Annotated in this window: 18 protein-coding genes and 1 rRNA gene; 11 read left to right on the top strand and 8 right to left on the bottom strand. The window is 32.2% G+C overall.

Features of this window, described 5'->3' with window-relative positions; translation table 11 throughout:
- The first annotated feature begins 41 nt into the window (after positions 1 to 41).
- Both rrf and ABZA65_RS09295 read left to right on the top strand, forming a co-directional pair.
- Positions 42 to 157, top strand: a 5S ribosomal RNA gene (rrf, locus tag ABZA65_RS09300).
- 116 nt (positions 158 to 273) lie between these two features.
- Positions 274 to 954, top strand: coding sequence for a uracil-DNA glycosylase (locus ABZA65_RS09295; protein WP_373072947.1), 681 nt, complete (start codon positions 274 to 276; stop codon positions 952 to 954).
- On the opposite strand, the gene ABZA65_RS09290 is transcribed toward ABZA65_RS09295, so the two are convergent.
- The 4 genes from ABZA65_RS09290 to ABZA65_RS09275 all read right to left on the bottom strand — a co-directional run bounded on the left by ABZA65_RS09290 (position 947) and on the right by ABZA65_RS09275 (position 5940).
- Positions 947 to 1897 (bottom strand): endonuclease/exonuclease/phosphatase family protein, encoded by a 951-nt coding sequence (locus ABZA65_RS09290; protein ID WP_373072945.1) that lies wholly within the window; start codon positions 1895 to 1897, stop codon positions 947 to 949. The genes ABZA65_RS09295 and ABZA65_RS09290 overlap by 8 nt on opposite strands.
- A 56-nt stretch (positions 1898 to 1953) precedes the next feature.
- Positions 1954 to 3903: a M3 family metallopeptidase gene (locus tag ABZA65_RS09285; RefSeq protein ID WP_373072944.1), complete on the bottom strand. Its 1950-nt coding sequence runs from the start codon at positions 3901 to 3903 to the stop codon at positions 1954 to 1956.
- A gap of 42 nt (positions 3904 to 3945) precedes the next feature.
- Positions 3946 to 4812: a hypothetical protein gene (locus tag ABZA65_RS09280; protein ID WP_373072942.1), complete on the bottom strand. Its 867-nt coding sequence runs from the start codon at positions 4810 to 4812 to the stop codon at positions 3946 to 3948.
- A 99-nt stretch (positions 4813 to 4911) separates the two neighbouring features.
- On the bottom strand, positions 4912 to 5940 hold the full coding sequence (locus tag ABZA65_RS09275) for an HD-GYP domain-containing protein (protein WP_373072940.1): 1029 nt from the start codon (positions 5938 to 5940) through the stop codon (positions 4912 to 4914).
- Between the two features lie 123 nt (positions 5941 to 6063).
- Between ABZA65_RS09275 and pyrH the strand changes: the two genes are divergently transcribed.
- From pyrH to ABZA65_RS09240, 7 genes are all read left to right on the top strand, one after another.
- Entirely contained in the window at positions 6064 to 6774 is a 711-nt protein-coding gene (gene pyrH / locus ABZA65_RS09270; RefSeq protein WP_373072938.1) for a UMP kinase, read from the top strand.
- A gap of 46 nt (positions 6775 to 6820) precedes the next feature.
- Positions 6821 to 7042, top strand: coding sequence for a DNA-directed RNA polymerase subunit omega (locus tag ABZA65_RS09265; protein WP_373072936.1), 222 nt, complete (start codon positions 6821 to 6823; stop codon positions 7040 to 7042).
- 2 nt (positions 7043 to 7044) lie between these two features.
- On the top strand, positions 7045 to 9195 hold the full coding sequence (locus ABZA65_RS09260; RefSeq protein ID WP_373072934.1) for a bifunctional (p)ppGpp synthetase/guanosine-3',5'-bis(diphosphate) 3'-pyrophosphohydrolase: 2151 nt from the start codon (positions 7045 to 7047) through the stop codon (positions 9193 to 9195).
- A 17-nt stretch (positions 9196 to 9212) separates the two neighbouring features.
- Positions 9213 to 10412, top strand: a complete 1200-nt coding sequence (tyrS, locus tag ABZA65_RS09255) for a tyrosine--tRNA ligase (RefSeq protein ID WP_373072932.1) — start codon at positions 9213 to 9215, stop codon at positions 10410 to 10412.
- A complete protein-coding gene (locus ABZA65_RS09250) occupies positions 10412 to 11503 on the top strand; it encodes a nitronate monooxygenase (RefSeq protein ID WP_373072930.1) in 1092 nt (363 codons plus the stop codon). The genes tyrS and ABZA65_RS09250 overlap by 1 nt, the downstream gene beginning before the upstream one ends.
- 7 nt (positions 11504 to 11510) lie before the next feature.
- Positions 11511 to 12914, top strand: coding sequence for an N-acetylmuramoyl-L-alanine amidase (locus ABZA65_RS09245; protein ID WP_373072928.1), 1404 nt, complete (start codon positions 11511 to 11513; stop codon positions 12912 to 12914).
- A 149-nt stretch (positions 12915 to 13063) separates the two neighbouring features.
- Positions 13064 to 14041, top strand: a complete 978-nt coding sequence (locus ABZA65_RS09240) for a hypothetical protein (RefSeq protein ID WP_373072926.1) — start codon at positions 13064 to 13066, stop codon at positions 14039 to 14041.
- 23 nt (positions 14042 to 14064) lie between these two features.
- Here the strand turns inward: ABZA65_RS09240 and ABZA65_RS09235 are convergent, their stop codons facing one another.
- From ABZA65_RS09235 to ABZA65_RS09225, 3 genes are read right to left on the bottom strand one after another with little or no spacing between them, the layout of a single operon-like run.
- Positions 14065 to 15150: a DHH family phosphoesterase gene (locus tag ABZA65_RS09235; protein ID WP_373072924.1), complete on the bottom strand. Its 1086-nt coding sequence runs from the start codon at positions 15148 to 15150 to the stop codon at positions 14065 to 14067.
- A gap of 8 nt (positions 15151 to 15158) precedes the next feature.
- Entirely contained in the window at positions 15159 to 17342 is a 2184-nt protein-coding gene (gene flhA, locus ABZA65_RS09230) for a flagellar biosynthesis protein FlhA (protein ID WP_373072922.1), read from the bottom strand.
- A 4-nt stretch (positions 17343 to 17346) separates the two neighbouring features.
- Positions 17347 to 17748 carry an Rrf2 family transcriptional regulator gene (locus ABZA65_RS09225; RefSeq protein WP_373072920.1) on the bottom strand — a complete coding sequence of 134 codons (402 nt, stop codon included), beginning with the start codon at positions 17746 to 17748 and terminating at the stop codon, positions 17347 to 17349.
- A 147-nt stretch (positions 17749 to 17895) separates the two neighbouring features.
- On the opposite strand from ABZA65_RS09225, the gene rpsO reads away from it, so the two are divergent.
- Together rpsO and ABZA65_RS09215 are read left to right on the top strand one after the other, a co-directional pair.
- Positions 17896 to 18171: a 30S ribosomal protein S15 gene (gene rpsO, locus ABZA65_RS09220; protein ID WP_373072918.1), complete on the top strand. Its 276-nt coding sequence runs from the start codon at positions 17896 to 17898 to the stop codon at positions 18169 to 18171.
- Positions 18172 to 18242: 71 nt separating this feature from the next.
- Positions 18243 to 19046 (top strand): protein-glutamate O-methyltransferase CheR, encoded by an 804-nt coding sequence (locus ABZA65_RS09215; protein WP_373072916.1) that lies wholly within the window; start codon positions 18243 to 18245, stop codon positions 19044 to 19046.
- A 5-nt stretch (positions 19047 to 19051) separates the two neighbouring features.
- Here ABZA65_RS09215 and kdsB read toward each other — a convergent pair whose 3' ends face one another.
- Positions 19052 to 19768 (bottom strand): 3-deoxy-manno-octulosonate cytidylyltransferase, encoded by a 717-nt coding sequence (gene kdsB / locus ABZA65_RS09210; RefSeq protein WP_373072914.1) that lies wholly within the window; start codon positions 19766 to 19768, stop codon positions 19052 to 19054.
- Positions 19769 to 19791: the final 23 nt, after the last annotated feature.

Here is a 19791-nt window from a genome sequence, read left to right as displayed (position 1 = left end):
GTCAAGTGTAAGTTCATACTGATGAATTTACACTTGATTGTCTAGGTGGCAACAGAGAGAGGGAAACGCCTGGCCCCATTCCGAACCCAGAAGCTAAGCCTCTCATCGCTGATAATACTTGTCCTTTCAGGATTGGGAATGTAGGTCGCCGCCTAGTTGATCAGTTTCTTTTTTTACAATCTAATCTTAACTTTTTACTTAATCAATTTTTTTATTGAAGCTTCTTTATTTATCAAATATTTGTGATAAAATATCTTTTATAGAAGGATAATTATGTCAATAGTAAACCCAAAAATACCACAAAGCTGGATAAATGTACTACATAATGAATTTGATAAAGAATATTTTTATAATTTAAAGCTTTTTTTAAAAGATGAACAATCAAAATACACTATATATCCTAAAAATTCAAATATCTTCAATGCTTACAATTCTACAGAGTTTTCAGAAGTTAAAGTAGTAATACTAGGTCAAGATCCATACCATGGTCCCAAACAAGCTCATGGTTTATCGTTCTCAGTTCAAGATGGAGTAGCTTTACCACCATCACTTAAAAATATTTTTTCGGAACTTGTAGATGATCTAGGATGTTCATATCCAACAAGCGGAAATCTTCAATCTTGGGCGAATCAAGGTGTAGTACTATTAAATGCAGTTTTATCTGTTAGAGCAAGCCAAGCTAATTCTCATCAAGGAATGGGTTGGGAGTATTTTACTGATGCCACTATAAAAGCTATTAATGATAATTTAGAAAATGTTGTATTTATATTATGGGGTAGACCGGCACAGATGAAAGAAAAGCTAATAGATGCTAATAAGCATCTAATTTTAAAAGCACCACACCCATCTCCACTCTCATCATATCGTGGTTTTTTTGGATCAAAGCCTTTCTCTCAGTCTAATAACTATCTATTAGCTCATAATAAATCACCAATAGAGTGGTGTCTTAATTAAGAACAAATGTAGCTACAACAGGTAAGTGATCAGAATATCCTTTTCCTTTATGTTTAGGAACTCTTGCTGTTGATATTTTCCATCTATATGGGTATTTCCCCTTATATATCATATAATCTTTTGATATGTTTTGTATAGTTCCTATTTTATAGTCCATATCTTTATTGTCTAATAGTGATTGAGACACTATTATATTATCAAGAGCTTCTTTTTTTCCTCTAAATACGTAACTATACCTTTTCTCTGTTTCTGTATCATACCAAAGGTTATAAAAAGAATTTTCAACGTATTTATTCTTATTAGCTTTTTCTTTTTGATATATTGTTCTAAGTATATCGTTTATACCAGTTTTTCCATTTGTATCATTATGATTTCTATTTCTTAAAAATATTATATTCTCTTCATAATGTGAATTAAAATCACCGACTAGAATGATGTTTTTTTCATATCCTATCTCTTTTAGTCTATCTCTTAGTTTTTTAGCAGAAAACATGCGCATACTTTCAGGTCCGCTCTTTGATTTCCAGTGGTTATTAAAAATATAGAATTCTTTATTATTGATTTTAAATTTTACTTCTTGAATGTTTCTGTATTTAAATGAATTTCCGACTACTACCTCTTTAGAATATATAAATGGTACTTTGCTTAAGAGCGCAACTTTTATAGTTGAATCTTTTTTATCTGCTATTCTATAGTATTTGTAGTATAAACCGATTTGTTTAAGTTTTAGTCTTAAGTCTTTAAGTGCATGAATGGAATGTATTTCTTGCAGAGCTATGATATCTGCATCGATATCTTTTATCACTTTAGATATATTTGTAAGTTTTATATTGTAGTTTTTTTTATTCCAAAGAGACTTTCCATAAGGTTTATACTCTTTATATTTATAACCTTGTTTTTCTAAGTCAAATAACGATTCAACATTGTATGTAGCTATTCTCAATTCAGTTTCTCCAAATAAAGTGGACAACAGAAAAAATAATAAAGATATGATCTTCATTATTTTATTCCATTAAGCCTTAATAAACTATCTGTATCTGCATCTCTTCCCATAAGTTCATTAAAGTATTCACTCAGACTTTTAGCACCACCGCCATCTAATACAATGTCAAGATAATTTTTAGCAGTTGAAGAGTCAAATATTCCTTCATCAACAACTCTAAAGAATGCATCTGCACTTAATACTTCAGCCCACTTATAACTGTAATATCCAGCTGCATATCCTCCTGCGAATATATGTGAAAACCCATTTTGAAATTTATTATATGATGGAGTTTTAATAAGGGTCGTCTCTTTTCTAATACTATCTAGTAACTCTTGAACTTCCTCACCTTTATATACCTTAGTATGCAATTTAAAATCAAATATAGAAAATTCTAATTGTCTAAGCATCCCCGAAGCTGACATGAAATTTTTAGAATCTACCAATTTTTGAATCATTTCATCCGGTATAACTTCTCCATTTTTATAATGTTTAGCAAACATTTTTAAAACTTTAGGCTCATATGCAAAGTTTTCTAAAAACTGTGATGGGAACTCAACTGCATCCCATTCAACACCGTTTACACCACTAACTTCACTTTCATTAACGTTTGATAAAACATGATGAATCGCATGTCCCATCTCATGAAATAGCGTAACTACATCGTCATGTCTAAGAAGTGATGGAGATTCATTTGAAGAAGCTGGAAAGTTACATACTACAAAAGCTGATGCCAGTTTTCTCTCACCATTTTCATCAGTAGAATGAGTTTGATAATTATGCATCCAAGCACCGCCACGTTTTGATTTTCTAGCTTCTAAGTCAAAATATAGACGTGAGCGAAGTTTATCATTAAGATAAATGTCGTATGCAGTAGCTTTATCGTCCCATAGTTTTTCATCTACTTTTTGAAACTGTATACCAAATAGTATGTACAAGAAATCAAACATTCCGTTCAAAACACTGTTTTGCTCAAAATATGGACGAAATTCATCTTCATCAATATCGTATTTTTCTTTTTTCAGTATTTCACTATAAAATGCACTGTCAAAACTCTCTAGTTTTTTTTCACTTAATGCTTGTACTTCTTTTAGTTCTTTTTCTGCTTGAGCTTTTGAGTTTTTTTGTAGTTTATATAAGAAGTTTAAAACACTATCTGTTGAGTCGGCCATTTTAGATGCTAAAGAATATTCAGAGTAGTTATTAAAACCAAGTAGATTACTCATTTCATGACGAAGTTCTAAAAGTTCATCTATTATTTTTGCATTTTCAGGTGCACGAGATACATAAGCCTTATAAATCTCTTCTCTAATCTCTCTGTTAGGACCATAAGTCATATATGCTATGTATGATGGCATTTGAAGTGTAAAACGGTATTTAGTAACACCGTCTTCTTCAAATTTTGCACTCTCTAAATCGCTAGCAGGTATACCACTTACATCTTTTTCGTCAGTTATTATTTTCTCATATGCATTAGTTGCATTTAGGAGGTTCTGTGAAAAATCATTTTGAAGTTCACTCTTTCTAAGGTTGATCTCTGCAAGTCTTTTTTTTGTTTCATTATCTAAGTGAGCACCACTTAGTTCAAAGCCCTGAATATTAAGCTCTAATACTCTTTTTTGTTCGTGGTTTAGAGTTTCTTTTTCATTTTCGTAAATCTCTTTATATGAGTTATATATATCAATATTTTGAGAAATATTAGTAGAATATTCTGTTATTATTGGCAGTGAATCACTATATGTTTTTTGAGTCTCTTCAGAGTTGTTTACAGAATTTAGATGTGATAATGGTGTAAAGAAAAGTTCTAATTCCTCATCCATTATCTGCATAGGTTTTACGAATGATGCATAAGTTTTATTTGTTTGCTTTAAAAGTTCATCTATTTTTTTATTATTTAGATCTAGTAGTTTGTTTAAATCATCTATAAAAGTGTCTAAATTACATTGAAATTTTACAAAGTCTGACATGTGTTAATATCCTTTTAGAAAAGGATATTATATAAAAAGTTTCTAATTACAAGCTTTCTTCTTAGTAAAATAGATAAATGAACCAACAGCAACAATAAGTATAGATACACCGCCTATTAGATGAAATGCATGAATCATATGTTCATAGTTGTCTATTGCAATTTTAAATACAACCATAAGTGATTCAATAAGTAAGGCTATGATAATTGTTATTGAGAACTTTATTAAGACCCTATACTCTTCGTATGAACTTTTGGAATAACTTTTAAATACAACCTCTTGAGAAAAAACTGTTTTTGCCAAATCAAAAATCGCAAGTCCAAGAGTTAGAGCAATCACTGGTTTAAAGATAGCTTCAATAGATATATCTCCTTGGATCATAAGTGAATGTGCGAAAGAATAAATTGAGTATCCTATAGTAAACAAAGCTAAGATCATCATGATAGTTGCCGTCATAAAGTAAAAGCTTTTGTTTACAAAATTAAAACCGCTATGAATTTCTACCAGGCCTAGTCTTTGAAGAAGCATCACTATGTTAAAGTCTAAAAAATATATGTTTCCATTCTCTTTTTTTGCTACCGTTATACATGTGTCACCAGTAGCGCTGCTAATGTATGGTTTTGTAATTGCTAGTTCAGTTCCATTAAATTCTACGTTATTTAAAAGATATTCTCTTTTCCTTCCTATAGGAGCTTTTGTCGTTTTATGCCTATATACATTTTCAGATGTTTGAATCATTGTTTCTGCATTACATGTATATACTAGTTCTAGTGATGGAAATACTTTAAAAACTTTTTTAAAGTTTGTGCCTTCCCACTCTTTTAGATCACCAAGATTAAATATTGTTTCTCTTAAAAAGTTTTCAATATCTTTTACATTATCTTTATACGTTGTCATAATTTCCTGCATAATAAATCCTACTTTAGATTTTATATACATTATTATAAATCAAATCGGATAGATTTTATCTGATTTAATGATTAATTTATAATCAGCAGTATGTTTAGATTAGTCGTGAAGCATTCTAATAAAAGTATTTAAAATTGATTGATCAAAGTGTGAACTCATGTGTGTTTTCATAAGCATTAAAGCATCAAATGAATGCATTGCATTTTTATAAGAACGTCTAGTCGTTAAGGCATCAAATACATCACAAACACAAATTATTCTAGGAAATAATCCTAGGCTATTATTAGATAAATTCTCAGGATAACCTTGTCCATCTACCTTTTCGTGATGATGTTTTATTCCATCTAGTATATCTTTATCATTAATATTATATTTTAATGCTATTTCATAACCCATACCTGGATGACTCTTCATAGTTTCAAACTCTTCATCGGTCAGAAATCCTTGTTTATTAACAATGTTAGGATCAATTTCACTTTTTCCTATATCGTGTAATAAAGCTGATTTTCCAAGCGCTGTTAGCCTTTCTTTATCTAGTTTTAGTTCAGCTCCCAAACATAGAGAGTATACACTTACATTTAGTGAATGTGTGTGGGTATAGTAATCATATTCTATTATTTTCATATATGATGAAATAGTATCTTCATTGTATAAAATAGTTTCCAAAATCGGTCTTACAATATTTTCGGTCAGGTGTGAGTTTTTTAGTGCATCAGGGTTAGAATATAATTCTTTTGTTAAGTCTGTCGTCGCTTCATAAATTATGTCTGTTTTTTCATCTAAAGTAAGAGTGTCATCTCTTACAATGTCTTGTATGTGCGACTCTAAAAAGTTATTATATTTATCTTTCTCCGATTCTAATGTATACACTTGTTCAACATGTTGGAGTTTCTGCTTTTTGTCTTCATCTATTACAGAATGAGCTTGCAGAAAGAGTGACATATGGGTTTTTTCGTGTATTGAAAAAAGTTTAAAATCTAGTTTAAGACCTATATTTAGTATTCTTTTGTCAACAGGGACAAGTTTCATGGCATCATTATCTATAAGAATATAAGCATGTTCCTTCTCCTTTCTAGGAGCTTTTGATAGAGTATTGATACCAGATTGTCTTACTGTTTTATGTTCCAAAACTAACCCTAGTTGTTTTAAATTTAGTATATCATAAGCTATTTCAGCTTAAAAAAAAGATAATACCAAAGCAATATTAAAGTCATTTTTATATATAATTCGCGAAATTAATAAAGGTTTTTCATGGCTCATAAACGTGTTTTAGTTAAGTTTTCAGGTGAAGCTCTTGCTGGTGAAGCAGGTCATGGTATAGATACTAAGATATTAAATTATATTTCTGGTGAAATAAAGTCTCTTGTAGATGCAGGAATAGAAGTTGGTATCGTAATTGGTGGTGGTAATATTATTCGTGGTGTTACTGCAGCTCAAGATGGAATAATCAAAAGAACTAGTGGTGATTACATGGGTATGCTGGCTACTGTTATCAATGGTGTAGCTATGCAAGAAGCATGTGAACATGCAGGTCTTGAGGTTAGAATGCAAACGGCTATAAAAATGGAGCAGATCGCTGAACCTTATATAAACCGTAAAGCTACTAGACACCTTGAAAAAGGTCGTGTAGTTATTTTTGCAGCCGGAACAGGAAACCCTTTCTTTACAACAGATACTGCTGCTACACTTCGTGCAGTTGAAATTGGTGCTGAAGTTATTGTAAAAGCTACGAAAGTTGACGGTGTATACGATAAAGATCCTGAAAAGTTTGAAGATGCTGTTAAACTTGAGGAGATCACGTATGATCAAGCTTTAAGCGATCATATTAAAGTTATGGATGATACTTCTATAGCACTTGCAAAAGATAATAAACTTCCTATTATCGTGTGCGATATGTTCAAAAAAGGAAATCTTTTAGAGATTTTAAAAAATGACGGTAAAAACTGTTCAATAGTGAAATAGTTATCAATATTAGATAAAATATTATTATAAAACAAAGGACTTATAAATGAAAGTAGAAGAATTAACTGCGAAAGTTTTAGAAAACAACCCTAGCATGGATCGTTACCAATTAGCACTTGCTGTTTCAAAAAGAAGTGATGAACTTTTAAACGGAGCTACTAGCAAACTAAACATTAACCCAAAAAGTGTAAAAGCTGCAGATTTAGCACTTATGGAAATTGCTGAAGGCCTTGTAACTGTAAAAGGCTTTGTTGATTCAGAGGCATAAGTTTGGCATTGAATCAAGTAGATATTGAGAAGGTTAAACACCTTCATACAATTGATTCAGCCGCACAATATTTATACTCACATTTTGAAGAGACCTCAAAATTAGAAAATGTCCTTGTGTATGCAATCCAAGCACATGAAGGGCAGTTTAGAAAAAGTGGTGAACCATATATAATTCACCCAATTTTAGTAGCAGCAATCGTAGCTTCGATTACAAATGATATTTCAATGGCGATGGCTGCTCTTTTACACGATGTTGTTGAAGATACAGATATTACTATTGAAGAGATAGAAAGTAAATTTGGCAGTGATGTAGCTCATCTTGTAGGTGGACTTACAAAAATCGACGCAATACGTGACGATGAACTTATACCCTCATATTCAGATGAAAAACTCATAGTATCAGCACTATCTTTTAGAAAAATGTTACTTGCATCGATCACAGATGTAAGGATATTAGTTGTCAAGTTATGTGACAGATTACACAACATTTTAACATTAGATGCTCTGCCTACACATAAGCAAGAACGTATAGCTGAAGAAACATTAGTCGTTTATGCCCCTATCGCACACCGCTTGGGTATCAGTTTTTTAAAAAATATACTTGAAGATGTCAGCTTTTCTTATCTTTTTAAAGAGGAAAAACATCATATTGATAACTATCTAGATACAAATTTCCATGAAATTGAAATGAAACTGGACGAGTTTAAAAATACAGTATCTAAACTTCTAATTAAGCATGGTTTTTGTGAAGATGACTTTGAAATATTATCACGTGTAAAGCACCGCTACTCAATATACTTAAAGATGCAGAGAAAAGGTATTGGTATTGATGAAGTGTTAGATCTTTTAGCACTTAGAATTTTAACAAAAGATGAAGTGAAGTGTTATACGATCTTAGGTTTAATTCATCTACACTTTCAGCCTCTGTCTTCAAGGTTTAAAGACTATATAGCAGTTCCAAAAGATAACGGTTACCAGACTATTCATACATCTGTTTTTTATGAAGCTGCAATTTTTGAGATTCAGATTCGTACATACGAGATGCACCAAACAGCTGAGCTTGGAGTGGCAGCACATTGGAAATATAAAAGTGGAGCAGATACTATAAAACTAGATTGGTTAAACAATTTAGGTTATCAAAATGAATCAGTAGAGGATTTTTACGAGCTTATCAAAAACGATCTTTACTCTGAAGATATATCAGTTTTCTCACCAACAGGTGAAGCTTTTACACTGCCTCGAGGTGCCGTGGCACTCGACTTTGCATATGCTGTGCATACAGAGATCGGTAACAAGGCACAAAATGCACTGGTAAATAAAGAAAGAGCATCTCTTTTACATGAGCTTCAAAACGGAGATATTGTAAAAATTGAACTCTCTGATGAGATCATAACAAGATGTTCATGGTATGATGCGGTAAAAACTTCTAAAGCACGAACTAATATTAAGCATAACTGTAACTCAAGGTTAAAAGATATTGATACAAAATCTGCTGTTAATATCATTGCAACCATTATGAATCTAAATTATTCGCGCGTTGAGGATTGGTTTGAAAATGTAAATTGTGATAAAAAATGCTCAATTGCACTTGACCTGGATCATTTAAAAGAGGTTATACAAAAATATATTTTGTATATAAGCTCAAATAACAGGTTTAAAAGATTTCTCTCACGTCACAGATTTAAATTGAGACAATACTCTCATAGGGGAGTTTCTGTATACTCAAATAATAATATTAATGATGTAGTATTTGATTATTGTTGTCACCCAAAAACAGGTGATGGAATAATGGCTTTTTTAGAAAAAGGTAAAGCCCATGTCCATCATAAGATGTGTCAAAATGCAAACTCCAAATTGCTTGATGGTGAAAATATGGTTTTTGTAAAATGGGATAAGGAAAATATCTTTAATTACAACATGATCATATCTTTACATAGTGGTAAAGGTACACTTGCCGAGTTTTTAAACTATTTGGCAAAACTAGGTATTGATATTAATACTTTGGAACTTGGAAAAAATAATGGTGAATCAACTCGTTATTGTGAGATAGGATTTGAGACAAAAGATGGAGATATTAATAAACTTCGTGTTAAAATTGAGCAAAAAGTTAAGGTCGTTCATTTAGTTAGAACTGATGATGCATATCAATAAATTTATATAGGAAAAAAATGTTAGAAAAAGCGTTAAAAGAGATACATAGAGGCACAGCTGAAATAATAGATGATGAAAGAATTGAAAAACTATTAAAAGCTTATTTTGAAGAGGGAAAAACTTATACCGTAAAAGCCGGTTTTGATCCGACTGCACCTGATCTGCACTTAGGGCATACTGTATTACTTCAAAAACTGGCAACTTTTCAAAAGTATGGTGCTCGTGTACAGTTCTTAATAGGTGATTTTACAGCTACAATTGGTGATCCGACAGGTAAAAGTGCGACAAGAAAAGTGCTTAGCAGAAATGAGATAAGACAAAACATCACAAGTTACACTACACAAGCTTTTAAAATACTTGATGAAAGTATGACAGATATTTACTATAATAATGATTGGCTTGAAAAATTAGGAGCTAGCGGTATATTGGAACTTTCATCTACATTAACTGTAGCACGTATGTTAGAGCGTGATGATTTTTCAAAAAGATTTGCTTCAAACACACCGATAGCTGTTAGTGAGTTTATGTATCCATTACTTCAAGGTTATGATTCTGTACATCTAAAGAGCGATATAGAGATAGGTGGTACTGATCAGAAATTCAACCTTTTAATGGGTAGACAGCTTCAAAAAGTGTATGCTGTAAAAAAACAACAAGCTGTACTTATGATGCCTATTTTAGAAGGACTTGACGGCGTACAGAAGATGAGTAAGTCATTAAATAACTACATCGGTGTTACGGATGAACCAAATGATATGTTCGGTAAAGTGTTGAGTATATCTGATGAGTTAATGTGGAGATATTATGAATTTTTAAGTACAAAGAGCTTAGACGAGATCGCGTCACTTAAAAAAGGTGTAGAGGATGGTTCACTTCACCCTAAAAAAGTTAAAGAGGAACTAGCTTTAGAGATTACTGCTAGATATCATTCTGATGATGAAGCACAAAATGCTAAGCACGAGTTTGAAAAAGTTCACGCAAAAAGCCAAATTCCAACAGATATTCCTGAGTTTTCATGCGATGGTGAAGTTTGGATTGCAAAAGCATTGGTAGATTGTAACATTGAGCCATCAACTTCACAAGCTAGAAGAGATATTAAGCAAGGTGCTGTTAAAATAGATCAAGAAAAAATATCTGATGAACAACTGCAACTAGGCGTAGGAGAATATATTCTTCAAGTCGGGAAAAGAAAATTCGCTAAACTAAAGGTAAATTAATGAGTTTTAAACCACTAAAAATTGGAAAATACGAGATAGAAAAACCTATAGTTCAAGGTGGAATGGGCGTTGGTATTAGTTGGGATCAACTAGCAGGAAATGTATCAAAAGAGGGTGGATTAGGTGTAATATCAGCCGTTGGTACAGGTTATTATGAAAATAAAAAATATGCTAAAAAACTAGTAGCTGATAGACCGTTAAGCGAAGAAAGTTTTTATTCTAAAGAGGGTTTTGAGGCTATTATTAAAAATGCTAGAAAAATCTGTGGAGACAAACCTCTTGCAGCAAATATTTTATATGCTATAAATGACTATGGTCGTGTAGTTCGTGACGCATGTGAAGCTGGTATTGATATTATCATCACTGGTGCAGGTCTACCTACAAATATGCCTGAGTTTACAGAGGGCTACCCTGATGTGGCACTGGTACCTATCGTATCTTCACCAAAAGCTCTTAAGATCATTTGTAAAAGATGGCAAAAACGTTATAACCGCCTTCCTGATGCAGTTGTAGTTGAAGGGCCAAAAAGCGGTGGTCATCAAGGTTTTACATATGAACAATGTAAATTAGAAGAGAATCAACTGGAAAATATTGTTGGACCTGTTGTTGAAGAAGCTGCAACTTGGGGTGATATCCCAGTAATTGCCGCAGGTGGTATCTGGGATAAAAACGACATTGAAGAAATGTTTTCATTAGGTGCACGCGGTGTGCAAATGGGTACACGCTTTATAGGTACACATGAGTGTGATGCACATGATAATCTTAAACAAGTATTGATAAATGCAAAAAAAGAAGATATTGAACTTATGAAATCACCTGTTGGTTATCCTGCTCAAGGTGTTAGAACAAACTTAACAAATATAGTTGAAAAAAGAGAAGGTCCTGCCATTAAATGTATATCTAACTGTGTAGCTCCTTGTAACCGTGGTGAAGAAGCTAAAGCAGTAGGCTTTTGTATAGCAGACAGATTAAGTGATGCATATTTAGGTGATTTAGAGAATGGTTTATTTTTCTCTGGAACAAATGGTTATAAACTAGATAAATTAATATCTGTAAAAGAACTAATGGACAAACTAACACAAGGCGAATAATTAAAATATGATTCGTTTTTTAGTTTTAATAGTTTTTCTATCTATATCACTATATGCAAAAAGTGATATAGAGATTTTAAAAAGAGCCGACAGTTACATGAAAACTGGTTCTAAATCAGACCAGTTCCGTGCATATAACGACTACAAAAACCTCTACCTTAGAGCTCTAATGGATTCAGATGATGATCTAAGATACAGTTCACTTGTCGGTATTGTAAGAAGCGGAAAAAAACTTCATATAGATATATCTAAATATGAAGATGAACTCGATGGTTTAAAAAAGACAAAAAAAAGATCCTCTAAAACTACTGTAAAGAAACGAGTTAAAAAATCTAAAGAGATTAAGATACAATCAACTCATAAACTAAAAAATATTTCATGGAAAGACTCAAGTCGTTTAGTTTTACGTTTTGATAAGAACTTACGTCAAAATCAGATTAATTATTTTACTTTGTATGATTCTAAAAATAAAAGATACCGTTACGTATTTGACATACATGCCTCTATGCTTACAAAAAGCCAAACTCTCAGAAAAGATGGAATAAATAGGATTAAAATAGCGCAATACGATCCAAATACACTCCGTTTAGTGATCGAAAACAATACAAAAGTAAAAGTAAATTTTTCAAGAGTATCGTCTGAACTAACTATAAAAATGGTACCAACAGATAAGGGTGCTAAAAAGTATATACCAAATATTTCAAATAAGCCATATACTCCAAAAAGGGCAGATAGAGATAAGGTGATCGTAATAGATCCTGGTCATGGCGGTAAAGATCCTGGAGCAGTAGGTTATAAACGTTATAGAGAAAAGATCGTAGTTTATAAAATAGCTAAACATTTAAAAAACATTTTGAAAAAACGCGGTTACAAAGTACATATGACACGTGATAAAGACAAGTTTATAAAACTTAGTCGCCGTACAGCATATGCAAATAAAAAAGATGCCGATCTTTTTATAAGTATACATGCAAATGCCGTAAGTAAAAAATACGCAAATCAGACAAAAGGGATAGAGTGTTATTTCCTTTCACCGTCTCGTTCAAGCAGAGCTGAGAGAATAGCTGCAAAAGAAAATAGTGCAGATATATCTGATATGGATAGATATGCAAAACAGAGTTTTTTAAAGTTTTTAAATCATGCAAAAACCATAGCAAGCCATAAACTTGCAATAGATCTTCAACGTGGTATGCTAGGTTCACTTAACAAGCACTATAAAGGTGTAAAAGACGGTGGTGTAAGAGAAGGACCGTTTTGGGTACTTGTTGGAGCTCAGATGCCGGCAGTACTTGTGGAAGTAGGTTTTATTACACATCCTACAGAAGCAAAACGTTTAGTAAATGATACTTATAGAAAAAGAATGGCTACAGGTTTAGCTGATGGAATAGAGAGATATTTCGCGAATAACTAGACATTATCTTTTCTAATTTATTTGAATAATTTACAATTTATGTTGATTTATAATATATTTTTATTATATATATAATGTAAAATAAAGAAACTATAAAGTATTTTTTAGTAATATTTGTTTAAATACATAAACTAAAGGGGATGGAAAATATGAAAAAAATTATTTTTATATTTACGGGGTTGTTTATTTTTGGAAATTGCATATTTGCTAGTGAAGATATCAATTCATCTAAAAATGATAAAATGTTGAAATTATACGCATCATTAGGTATAACTAATTTGGACAGACGCAATAACAATCCAAATTTTGATTATAAAGTTGAAACTCTGTATGAAGTAGAGGCTAGTGTGTCGTTCTTACCAGATAGTTATAACCTTACGGTCGGATATAAAACTTCAATAAATAATGATTCTACAAAAGGTATAGCGACAAATACAGACTCTAAAGCAAAAACAATTTTTGTTGGTGTTGAGCTATTAGAAAGTACAAAGTATGGTTACTTAGACTTTGAGTATAATCATATTACACTTGATGCTGCTATAAAAAATACAAGTACATCAAGAATGTATGTAACTGATGTTCTTGATACAAATAACATAGCGCCGGGTCAACCATATAATAATATGGCTTATATCCCACCAAACGAAGTAGCAGCTACAAAAGAGATGACAAACTCTTATATGTTTACTTATAGATTAGCTTCTTTTCCAAATTTTGGTGTAACTTTTGGAAGTTTTTATAGACATATTCCAGTAGCAATTCAAGATACAACTTTTACAAATGTTTTATTATCTAGAGATACAGATGCTGAGGGATATATTTATGGACTAGGATACTTTGATGACTTTAAAAATGCACCAAAAAATAAACTAGTAATTAAAAGAGTTGCTTATACTATGGGAACTTTAGATACTGAAACATTAAATGTTAATAATCGAATGATAGTTACAGGTGAAGCAAGTACAGATACTTTATTTATTGATCTTGGATATAAGTTTTATAACTTCGAATTGTTGGTTAATGGAAGATATATGAAGTCAAACACAGATAACTTCAGTGTTTATACTGTATCAGGAATCAAGCAAGAAGAAATTGCTACCACTGTTTCACTCGCTATGAGATACTAAGGTTAATGGAAAAAATTATTTAATTAATTTTTTCCTTCTTGTTTATACTCTAACTTTCCTGCTACAGACTCTTTTTCATCAATAATTCTTTGAAGTTGAGGTTTTACTTTATCGTATCTATACTGCTCTTTAAATCCTATGATTCTTCCGCCTGATGCATTAGGGTGTCCACCGCCATCAGCCCACTCTTTAGCTATTTGAGACACATCTACTTTATTGTTTGCACGTAAACTCATAGTACCACGGTAACTTACATCTACAATAAAGTCATATTCAGGGTACTTTAGTAAAAAACCGTTACCTATGATCGATGTATTACCAAGTCCGTAACTTAAAAAACCTTTGTAGCCTTTGTAGTATATAGTATGAGTATTTTTTAGCTCACCTAGAAGTTTTACAATATATTTAGTAGCTAGATTATCAAGTGTACCATCAGCATCTATTTTGAAGAAACCTTTTTTAAGTTTATGAATCTCTTCATCTAAAATAATTGGTGCATTTTCATGATCAATGAACTTTGCAGCATCATGAAGTAAAGAGATTTTATAGTTGTTGTCATGATCTGCAAACATTACACGGTTTAACTCTCTCGTCTCAGTTACAAGACGCATACAAACTTTACCCATCTCAAAGTTTTCTTCCTCTTCCATTATCCACAGATCAACGGCATTTACAACATCTACGTATTTTTTCATCCAAGACGGTTCATCTATTTCGTAATTTTCTCTTGCAAAATCGTAAGTTATTTTCGTAGCACATCTTTTAGTATCTAAGTAGTACCAGTCATATTTTTGTGAGCTTGCTTCACCAGTTCCATGATGATCTAAAAGTTGAAGAGTTACACCCTTATTTTCTTCATTGAGCTTACTTACTTGATTATCCAACCATTTTGACTCATCTACAGTTAGGTTAAGGTCAGTTATAAGAATATAAGCTTCTGAATTACTCTCTTTTATAGCTTCAAGTATCATCTCCAGTTTTTGCTTAACTTCTGCACCATAATTTGCATTGTAGTTTTTAATTTCATACGGAGTGTACTTCATAATCAGCTGACAAGAGTAGCCATCCAAATCTATATGCGATAAATGATAAAATATTTTTTTATTCAAATCTTTCCTTATTGTTCAGGTTGTTGTATTATTGAAATAGAACCAAGTACTTCAAATGTAGCATTTGAATCAATTTCAGCATGTGATAGTGTAATGATATCTAAAGAAAATCTCTCAAAAATCTCAGATATACCTTTTCTTAATGCAGGATCAACTATGATGATCACAGGAGATATGCCGTTTTGTAAAAGCTCAGTAGCTTTTGCACTGGTAGCTTGAATAAGTGCATTTATCTCACCAACATTTAACATTAGGTTTCTAACACCGTCTTGTTCATGAGATTTTTCAAGCATCATCTGCTCACTTGATGTGTCAAATGTGAGTAGTCTTATAACTCCATCATCTCCAGAATACATTTGTGTAATAGTACGAGATAGACGTGAGCGAACTTGTTCAGTTATAAACTCTACATTTTTAGTATATTCCGATACATCGGCAATAGTTTCTAAAATACCAAGCATATCTTTAAGCGGTATTTTCTCATGTAATAATGATTTTAGAATACGTTGAATTAAACCAATTGGTGCAACTTTTAGAACATCATCAACAATAACAGGGAAGTCATTTTTGATCTTGTCAATAAGTGTTTGAACCTCTTGACGAGTAAGAAGATCTTCTGCATTTTTCTTAACAAGTTCACTCATATGAGTAGATATTACTGTTGATGGATCAACAACAGTATAACCGTTTATAATTGCATCTTCTTTATCTTTAGGATCAATCCATAAAGCATCTAGACCAAAAGCAGGCTCTTTTGTAGGATCACCTTGAATTTCACCTGTAGCCATACCACTATCCATAGCTAAGAATTTATCTGGTTGAATAGTTCCATCACCTATTGAAACCCCTTTTAGCAGTATTTGGTACTCTTGAGGTTGAAGGTGCAAGTTATCACGTATACGAACTTGCGGCATTAAAAAGCCAAAGTCAGATGCAATTTTTCGTCTCATTGAACGGATACGTTCTAGAAGATCGCCACCTTGATTAGAATCTGCAAGACGAATAAGCTGATAGCCAAGGGTGAGTTCGAGCATCTCAACTTTTAAGATGTCTTCAAGAGCATTTTCTTCCTCTTTTGCAATCTCTTCGGCAGTTTTCTTAGGTTTAAGAGCGTCTTGCTCTTTTTGCTGCATCTCTTTTGAACCTTTACCAATAGACTTCTCAACGTCAAGTATACTAAGTTCACCTCTTTCATATTTGTAAATTGCCCAGCCTAAAAGTGCAAATAGTATACCTACAAGTCCCATAGATGCAGTTGGAAGTCCAGGTACAAGTGCAAATAAAATCATGATCAGACCAACGATCATAAGTATTTTTGCATTTCCGATCATTTGGTTGATCGTCCCCTCTGCAAAATTATCGCCATCACTAGAACTTCTTGTGATCATAATACCTGTAGCAGTTGAAACTATAAGTGCCGGGATCTGACCAACTAAACCATCACCGATAGTTAAAAGTGTAAAAGTAGATGCAGAATCACTAACAGTCATGTCATGTTGGAAAACACCTATTAGGAATCCACCGATAATATTGATAAGAGTAATGATAATACCAGCAACCGCGTCACCTTTTACGAATTTACTAGACCCATCCATAGCCCCGTAAAAGTTAGCATCTTGAAGAATTTCGGCACGACGTTTTTTTGCTTCTGCATCATCGATTAGTCCGGCATTTAAGTCGGCATCAACCGCCATTTGTTTACCCGGCATTGAATCAAGTACGAATCTTGCAGCAACCTCTGCAACCCTTGTTGAACCTTTTGTAATAACCATAAAGTTAATAAGCACTAGGATTGAGAAAACTATAATACCGATAACGAAATTTCCACCGACAACAAAGTTACCAAAACTTGTAATGATACTACTCACCTGTTCAGGACCTTCGTGACCATGACTTAAAATCATCCTTGTTGTTGCAATATTTAGTGCGAGTCTAAAGAGTGTAACTATAAGTATTAGTGTCGGAAACGTGGTTAGATCTGTAGGTTTGTCTATATATAAAGAGATAAGTATGATCAAAACAGCTATAGACATTGATACTGTCAGGAAAAAATCGAGTGCCGCAGATGGAAGCGGAACAATAATAATAGCTAAAATAGCCATTACAAAAAGTACGACACTTAAATCTTTTTGACCAAGTAAAAAGTTTAAAGTAGTACCGATCTGTTGTCTGGTAGTTAGTTTCTTTGCCAAATGCTTACTCTAAAATATCTTCTAATGTCAGTTCAGATAAAAAACTATCTATCTTACCTTGAAGCTTATTTAAAAAAGGCCATATAGAACACACATTGGCTTTATCAGAAGGGCAGCTACTTTGTGAAGGCGCACAGTCAAATACTGCAGGAGATTTACTCTCTACTGCATTCATAATACTTAACATATCTATTTCACTTGTTTTTTTAGCTAGTGCAAAACCACCGTTTGCACCACGGTATGAAACCAAAATGCCTTCTTTTGCTAAAGATTGAAGAATCTTTGCTAAAAAACTTTTAGGGATACTAAGCTCACGAGAGAGAGTTTCACTATCTTGAGGTGTATCTTGTTTTGACAGTACTATAAGTGATAGAATTGCGTATTCACTAGCTTTTGTAATTAACATCTTATATCTTTTTAAAGTATATTTTTGTAAATTATATCTAAAGAAGTTGAAATTACTATCAATATACAAAAATTTTAGCTATAATTTCGCTTCAACTTTTGTATATATGCAAATAGTTAAAAATTTATTACCATTCAGGAGGCTATTATGGCTTTAGATTCGGCGAAAAAACAAGAGATTATCGCAAAGTATGGTCGTTCAGAGAACGATACAGGTTCAAGTGAAGTTCAAATTGCACTTTTAACAACAAGAATTGCAGAATTAACTGAACACTTAAAAACATTCAAAAAAGATCACTCATCAAGACTTGGTTTACTAAAATTAGTTGGTCAACGTCGTCGTTTAATGAAATATTTCAAGAAAACGGATAAAGAAGCTTATACTAAATTAGTTGAGAGCTTAAAAATTAGAGATAATATATAATTTATTTTCTAAAAATAAAAGCCTGATTTTCAGGCTTTTTATCCTCGTAGACCCCTCGATAAACTAAAATCATGAATCAGCATTTCTCTATTGACAACTTTGAAAAAATTAAAGAGTTTATTTATAGAAAAACAGGTATCTCTATAGATTATAAAACATCTTATAAAAAATTAAATGATCATATTAAAGATTTTAAAGATTATTTTTTTAAACTCCGTTTTGATGATGAAAATGGAATTGAGTTTCAAAAACTAATCAATTTAATTACAAATAATGATACATACTTTTACCGTGAAAAAGAGCAGTTTGAAATTTTAGTTAAATATATATTGCCAGAACTAGATAAGATAGTTCCAAAATCAAAACCTATTCGAATACTCTCAGCACCATGTTCAAGTGGTGAAGAGGTTTATTCAATACTTATATATATACTTGAAAAATCTGATATTCTAAAAGATAGAAAAATTGAAATTATCGGTGCTGATATAAATTCAGATATAATCCAAAAAGCTTATAACGGAGTGTATAACGATAAGTCTATGGAACTTTTGCCTGCAGATGTGCGTACGAGTTATTTTACAAAAATTACAGATGGGTATAAAGTAGATGAAAATCTAAAAAAATATGTAGATTTTAAAACACTTAATCTGTTTGATAAAGATGAGATAGTTGAACTTGGAAAATTTGACCTTATTCTCTCAAGGAATATGTTAGTACATTTTGATGAGATCTCTAGAAAAGCTATGGCTATGAACTTTTATGAAATCCTCAATGATAATGGATTTATTTTATTAGGGGATGCTGAGCATATGAGTAGAATTGTACCTATTTTTAATACCACTAAAATAGACGGTGTATTTGTACATAAAAAATAGAGATATTATAAAAATATCTCTATTGCACGTTCAAGGTCCTCTTCAGTATCAATTCCAAATCCTGTAGAAGCAACTTTTACCATAGATATTTTTTTACCGTGGTAAATAGCACGAAGCTGCTCAAGTTTTTCTATATCTTCTATAGGTGCATCGCTTAGATTACAAAAGTCGTGTAAACTTTTTTTACTAAAACCGTATATACCGATATGTCCAAAATATGTAGCTCCGCCACCGCGGTTATATGGTATAAGTGAACGTGAAAAATAGATAGCATTATCAGCATCGTCAAGTACAACTTTTACAAGGTTTGGATCTTCTGCAGCTTCAGCATTTATGGCATTGTAACAACTTCCCATTACAAAATCTTCTTTGTTTTTTTGAAGAGATTTTAGCCTTGTAATTAAAGATTCTACAACTTCAGGTTCTATAAAAGGTTCATCTGCTTGAACATTAATGATGAGTTCATCGTCTGCTACACCTGCTATATTTGCACACTCATTTATACGATCAGTACCGCTTTTATGAGTAGTTGATGTTAGTTTTGCTTCAATCCCGTATTCTTTACAAACAGCGATTATTTTCTCATCATCAGCTGCTACTACGACACGGTCTAAATGCTCGACTCTTTTTGCTGTACGAACCACCATTGGAAGTCCTCCGATATCTGCTAAAACCTTTTGTGGAAATCTTGTAGATGCAAGACGTGCAGGAATAATTATCATTTTTAATAGCCTTTGGATATAAT

Origin of the sequence: Sulfurimonas sp. (assembly GCF_041583195.1) — a bacterium.
GTDB lineage: Bacteria > Campylobacterota > Campylobacteria > Campylobacterales > Sulfurimonadaceae > Sulfurimonas.
This window is presented reverse-complemented; position numbering and strand designations above follow the sequence as displayed.